This window comes from Burkholderia sp. Ax-1720 (assembly GCF_011753035.1).
Lineage (GTDB): Bacteria > Pseudomonadota > Gammaproteobacteria > Burkholderiales > Burkholderiaceae > Burkholderia > Burkholderia gladioli.
Genome location: NZ_VWWK01000044.1, coordinates 40,114 through 46,337, shown reverse-complemented (window position 1 = coordinate 46,337; position 6,224 = coordinate 40,114). Strand labels below are relative to the sequence as shown.

The 6,224-nt window shown below is 71.2% G+C and carries 5 protein-coding genes; 3 read left to right on the top strand and 2 right to left on the bottom strand.

From position 1 onward, the window contains the following. The 3 genes from dacB to F3J18_RS15760 form a co-directional block, all read left to right on the top strand. A partial coding sequence (gene dacB, locus F3J18_RS15770; RefSeq protein WP_166913285.1) for a D-alanyl-D-alanine carboxypeptidase/D-alanyl-D-alanine-endopeptidase occupies nt 1-1,411 on the top strand: 1,411 nt, incomplete at its 5' end. A 293-nt stretch (nt 1,412-1,704) separates the two neighbouring features. Next, nucleotides 1,705-2,670, top strand: coding sequence for a sterol desaturase family protein (locus tag F3J18_RS15765; RefSeq protein WP_166913284.1), 966 nt, complete (start codon nt 1,705-1,707; stop codon nt 2,668-2,670). 33 nt (nt 2,671-2,703) lie between these two features. Next, nucleotides 2,704-3,843, top strand: coding sequence for an SGNH/GDSL hydrolase family protein (locus F3J18_RS15760; RefSeq protein ID WP_025096968.1), 1,140 nt, complete (start codon nt 2,704-2,706; stop codon nt 3,841-3,843). A gap of 106 nt (nt 3,844-3,949) precedes the next feature. On the opposite strand, the gene F3J18_RS15755 is transcribed toward F3J18_RS15760, so the two are convergent. Beyond that, the gene (locus tag F3J18_RS15755; protein WP_166913283.1) at nt 3,950-4,843 is read right to left on the bottom strand and encodes an NAD(P)H-binding protein; all 894 of its coding nucleotides are present in this window, start codon (nt 4,841-4,843) and stop codon (nt 3,950-3,952) included. A 315-nt stretch (nt 4,844-5,158) separates the two neighbouring features. Continuing rightward, nucleotides 5,159-6,214: an L-threonylcarbamoyladenylate synthase gene (locus F3J18_RS15750; RefSeq protein WP_166913282.1), complete on the bottom strand. Its 1,056-nt coding sequence runs from the start codon at nt 6,212-6,214 to the stop codon at nt 5,159-5,161. Between the last annotated feature and the right edge of the window lie 10 nt (nt 6,215-6,224).

Genomic DNA, 6,224 nt, shown 5'->3' with positions numbered 1-6,224 from the left:
CGCCGCGGCGCCGGCCGCCACCGTGGCGGCCGCGCGCGGCATCCTGCCGGCCTCGGTGCTGGCCGGCCTGCAGCGCGCCCACGTGCCGGCCTCCAGCATCAGCGTGGTGGTCGAGAAGATCGGCGCGCGCGCGCCGGCGGTGGCCTGGAACGCCGAGCGGCCGATGCTGCCGGCCTCCACCATGAAGCTGGTCACCACCTACTCGGGCCTGTCGCTGCTGGGGGCCGACTACCGCTACCGCACCAGCGCCTATGCCGACGGCACGCTCGATCCGTCCGGCACGCTGCACGGCAACCTCTACATCAAGGGCACCGGCGACCCGAAGCTGGTGCCCGAAGAATTGATCGACCTGGTCAACCGGATCCGGCGCGCCGGCATCGTCAACGTGGACGGCTCGCTGGTGCTCGACAAGAGCTTCTTCGCCAGCGCCACGCGCGACCTGCCCGCCTTCGACGACGAGACCCAGGCGCCCTACAACGTCGGCCCCGACCCGCTGCTCTACGCCTTCAAGGCGCTGTCCTTCACGGTCGCGCCGACCGACAGCGGCAACGTCGCGATCGACGTGCTGCCGCCGCTGGCCAACCTGAGCATCGACAACCAGGTGAGCGAGGCCGGCGGCTCCTGCGCGATGGCCTCGGCGGCGGCGCGCCCGCGCCTGTCGACCGACGCCGGCGGCATGCTGACGGCCAGCTTCGTGGGCCGCTTCCCGCCGCAATGCGGGCCGGTCACCAGCAACATCGCCGTGCTCGATCATTCGCAGTTCTTCTCGCAGGGCTTCCTGGCGCTGTGGCGCTCGACGGGCGGCAGCTTCGCGGGACCGATCGTCGAGGGCAAGGTGCCGACCACCGCGCGCCCGGTCGCGACCCATCACGGCCCGGTGCTGTCGAGCATCGTCTACGACATCAACAAGAACAGCAACAACGTGATGGCGCGCAACCTGTTCCTGTCGCTCGGCGCGATCGTCGGCAAGCCGCCGGCCACGCCCGAGCAATCCGCGCAGGTGATCCAGTCCTTCCTCCACAAGAGCGGGATCGCCGCGCCCGAGCTGCAGCTCGACAACGGCTCGGGCCTGTCGCGCGACGAGCACGTCAGCGCGCGCACGCTCGCCGCGCTGCTGCAGGCCGCCAATGCCAGCCCGGTGGCCCAGCCCTTCGTCGAATCGCTGCCGATCGTCGGGGTGGACGGCACCATGGCGCGGCGCCTGACCAACCAGCCCGTGCTCGGCAATGCCCACATCAAGACCGGCACGCTGCGCGACGTGCGCGCCATCGCCGGCTACGTGGCCTCGGCCGACGGCAACAGCTACGTGGTGGTCAGCTTCATCAACGATCCGCGCGCGAGCGCGGCGCGCGCCGCGCACGACGCGCTGCTCGAATGGGTCTACTCGGGCCCGGGGCAAGCCGCCGAGTGAGCCGCCGAATAAGCCTGCCCGCCAAGCCGCCCTTGCGGGCCGCTCCCGCAAGCCGCGGCTAATCCGGGCGGGGCGGCCCAGGCGGCCCCCCGCACCGCACCGCCCGATCCCGCCGCCCGGCCTCCGAGCCCGGCCCGGCGGGGCTTGCGGGCAAACCCTCCCCCGAACACTCCCTCTACTGAACTTGTCGCGCCGGGCGCGGCGATTGCGTACTCTTTTCCTCTCCATCCCACCCGGCCGGACCGTGACGAGCCGGGGCGATGGCCGACCAGACTCGAAAGGGGGAGACGCCCATGCAATTCAATGTCGAATTGCTGCTGCTCGCGCTGGCGCCCGTGTTCCTGCTCTGCATCGGTTGGGAAGCGTGGCACCTGGCCCGCACGCGACCGAACGATCACATCTACGCCTGGCGCGACACGCTCTGCAACGCCGCGCTCGCGCTGATGCACCAGGGCGCCGACAAGCTCGTCTGGCTGGTGGTGATCCCGATCTACGCATTCTGTTACGCGCACTACCGGCTGCTGGACTGGCAGGCCGGCTGGCTTTCCTTCGCGGTCCTGTTCATCGCGCAGGACCTGCTCTACTACGTGTTCCACCGCGCCAGCCACCGGGTGCGCTGGCTGTGGGCCGCGCACGTGGTGCATCACTCGTCCGAGCGCCTGAACTTCTCGACCGCGTTCCGCCAGAGCCTGATGTACCCGATCGCCGGCATGTGGCTGTTCTGGCTGCCGCTGGCCTTCCTGGGCTTCCCGCCGCAGCAGATCGTCGGCATCGTGCTGATCAACCTGGCCTTCCAGTTCTTCGTCCACACCCAGGCGATCCCCAAGCTCGGCTGGCTCGAGACCTTCCTCAACACGCCCTCGATCCATCGCTCGCACCACGCGCGCAACCCGCGCTACATCGACCGCAACTACGCCGGCGTGCTGGTGATCTGGGACCGCCTGTTCGGCAGCTACGTCGAGGAGGATCCGCGCGATCCGCCCGTCTACGGCATCGTCGAGCCGCTGAATTCGAACAACCCGCTGGTCGCGACCTTCCACGAATGGCGCTCGATGGCGACCGATGCGATCCGCGTCGACGGCCCGCGCAACAAGTGGCGCGCGATTTTCGGGCCGCCCGAGTGGGCAAGCGCTTATCATGCGCAGGTTACCGGCACGTTGCGACCCGCGACGGCCGCGGCCCGAAGGGGGCCGGACGACATGGGGCGACCTGCCGCCGTGCCGCCGGACATCGGGCACCACGCGTCCGACGACGCATAAACAAACTGGCCATATCTACGAGGAGATGCATGCATGAAGCCGAACCACACCGCCACGCCCCGCCTGCCGAGCCGTCTGAAGCGCAGCGCGCAGCTCGCGATCGCGAGCGCGGCGTTCGCGCTGCTCGCCGCCTGCGGCGGCGGTGACGACAACGCCGCGCCCGCCGCCCCGCCGGCCGGCGTGCAGAAGCAGATCGTCTCGTTCGGCGACAGCCTGTCCGATGCTGGCACCTATTCGCCGCAGATCCTGCTCGGCTTCGGCGGCGGGCGCTTCACCACCAATCCGGGCGAGGTCTGGACCCAGAAGGTGGCCGAATACTTCGGCGACACGCTCAAGCCCGCCTACGAAGGCGGCTTCGGGGTTCCGCTGCAGGCCACCGGCGGCCTGGGCTACGCCCAGGGCGGCTCACGCGTGACGCTGCAGCCGGGCCTCGGCCACGCCGACGCCTCGGTGCCGAACGCCGATTTCGCCCAGGCCACCACCACGCCGATCTCCACCCAGGTGCAGCAGTACCTGCAGGCGCACGGCAGCTTCAACGCCAACCAGATCGTGCTGGTCAACGGCGGCGCCAACGACATCCTGTTCCAGGCGCAGGTCGCGGCCGCGGCCGGCAACACCCAGGCCGCCCAGCTCGCGGCGGCGCAGGCGGTCGGCCTGGCGGCCCAGCAATTCGGCCAGATCATCGCGCAGATCGCCAACTCCGGCGCCAGCCACGTGTTCGTCGCCAACATGCCCGACATCGGCACCACGCCGCTGGCGGTGGCCGGCGGCGCCGCCACCCAGGCCGCGCTGACCCAGCTCTCGGGCCTGTTCAACCAGACGCTGAACGCCACGCTCGCCGCGCTGCAGGTCGACACCAGCAAGGTCAAGGTGATGGACGTATTCACCTGGCAGGACGGCATCGGCGCGAACTTCCAGGCCAACGGCTTCACGGTCGGCAATACCGGCACGGCCTGCAACCTGACCGCCATGGCCGCGGCCGCCGCGAAGGCCGGGGTGGCCGATCCGAGCGGCTTCGCTTCCTCGCTGTTCTGCTCGCCGCAGACCTACACGGTGGCCAACGCCGACCAGACCTACATGTTCGCCGACACGGTGCACCCGACCACGCGCCTGCATGCGCTGGTCGCGCAGTTCGTCGAGCAGCAGATCGCGGCGGCCGGCGTCACCAAGTAAGGCCAGCCCGCCCCGGCCGCCCGCTCGCTGCATGCGGGCGGCCCGGCAGCGGAAACAGAACGCCCGGCGCGCGATGCGCCGGGCGTTTTTCCTTGATGCGCCGCAATCACGCCGCCGGCCGGCGGAAGCGATCCAGGTTCTCGCGCAGCCAGTCCGTCAGCGAACGCGGCGGACGTCCCGTCAGTTCCTCCACCGTGCTCGTGGTTTCGCCGATGCCCGAGGCGCGCATCAGCCGGTCCAGCCCGACCAGCAGGTCCGCGACAAAGGGCGGCAGGCCGCCGGCCAGCAGCAGCGCGTGCTGCTCGGCCAGCGAGCGCTGCGCATAGGCGACCGGGCGATCGAGCAGGCCGGAGAGCTCCCGCGCGATCTCGTCGACGCTCCAGGCCCGCGGCCCCGTCAGGTGGTAGGCGAGCTGCGATTCCCCGTCGACTTCCTCGAACAGCGCCGCGCGCGCGGCCGCGGCCACGTCGCGGGTATCGATGAAATTGGTGCGCCCGCTGCCCACCGCGCCGCCCCACTCGCCCGCCGCCACCAGCGGGCCGGCGCGCAGCAGCAGCGAGGTGAAGGCGGACGGCCGCAGCACTGTCGAGGCGATCGGCTGGCGCGCCAGATGCGCCTCGATCGGCATGTGCCAGGCCATCGGATACAGGCGCGTGGCCGGCCCCATCGCCGAGAGCTTCACCACATGGCGCACGCCGGCCGCCACCGCGGCGTCGATCAGCGCGATCTCGCTGGCGACCTGGTTCGGCGAGCTGCCTTGCGCGACGAACAGGCGCTCGACGCCCTGCAAGGTCGCGGGCAGGCTGGCCGGTCGCTCGAAATCGACGCCCACGGCACGCACGCCGGCCGGCAGCACGGCGGCTTCGGGACGGCGCGTGAGCGCGAGCAGCTCGACCGGATCCTCGGCCAGCAGGCGCGTCAGCTCGGCGCCGACTCGTCCGGTGGCGCCGGCGATGGCGAAGATCGGCCGGGCGGCGCCGGAATCGGAACGGATGGACATGACGACTCCTTTCTAAACGATGGGGGAAAGGATCGATCCGGGATCTCGCACATCAGGCGCCGGAACGATCGTTCCACAAATCATGGAATGATCGTTCCGGCGTGTCAAGCATGGAATCGCCGAACCGCTCAGGCGGCACGCGGACGTCCGCGAAGGCGGCGGTAGATCGAGCGGGAAAGAATCGGCGCGGCGGCTCGAGGCGAGCCGCATCCGCGCGACGTGGGGAAGAGACGGGAGATCTGCCGGCGCGGCGGGCGAAACCCGCGCGCAACGGCAGCAGCGAGACGAGGCGCTGGCGCGCCCCGAGGCGGAAACTCAGTGCGCCTCGTCGGCGCCCTGCTCGAATGCCGCGGCGGCACGCCCGAGCCGGTCGTTGACGGCGACCCATTCGGCCGTATCCGGCAACTGCTCGATCAGGATGCGCGCGACCTGCGCCCGATCGAGCGCGCGCAGCAGGCTGTACAACTCGCGCGCATAGGCCTGGGGATCCTCGGGTGCGGCGACGAAGTGCACGCCGATCGCGGTGGACCAATCGCGCGCGCTCGAGGCCCGCGCGACCAGCGCGACCGGCTCGCCCGCCTCGGCGGCCGCATCGAGCAGCAGCTCCAGGCGATCGAACGGCAGCAGCGCCAGCGGCGTGCGCGGCGCGTAATGCGCCTTCAGCGTGCCGGATGCACGCGGCGCCGTGGCGTCGCTGCCGTCGGGCAGGCGCGGCACGGTGCCGAGCACGGCGGCGATCTGCTGCGGCGTGACATGGCCGGGCCGCAGCAGCGCCGGAAAACCGCGCGACAGGTCGAGAATCGTCGATTCGATGCCGACCTCGGCCGCGCCGCCGTCGAGCACGTGCACGCTGTCGCCGAACTCCTCGCGCACATGCTGCGCGGTGGTCGGGCTGACATGGCCGAAGCGGTTCGCCGAGGGGCCGGCCACGCCGCCGTGGCCGCCGCGCAGCGCGCTGAAGGCGGCCAGCAGGCGCTGCGCGACCGGATGCGAGGGACAGCGCAGCGCCACCGAATCCTGGCCGCCGCTGACCGCGTCGGGGATATGCGCGGCGCGTTTGAGGATCAGCGTGAGCGGCCCCGGCCAGAACGCGTCGATCAGCTTTTGCGCGTCGGCGGGCAGCGATTCGACCCAGTAGCCCGGATCGCCGCCGGGCGGCAGATGCACGATCACCGGATGATTCGAGGGCCGGCCCTTGGCCGCGTAGATCCGCGCCACCGCCTCGGGGCTCTCGGCATCGGCGCCGAGCCCATAAACGGTTTCGGTCGGGAACGCGACCAGTTGGCCGGCCGCGAGCTTGGCGGCGGCTTCCTCGATCGCGGCGTCGGGCGGCATCGGCCAGGCGGCGGTCGAACGGAGGTCCGGGCTCATGATGGCGGGC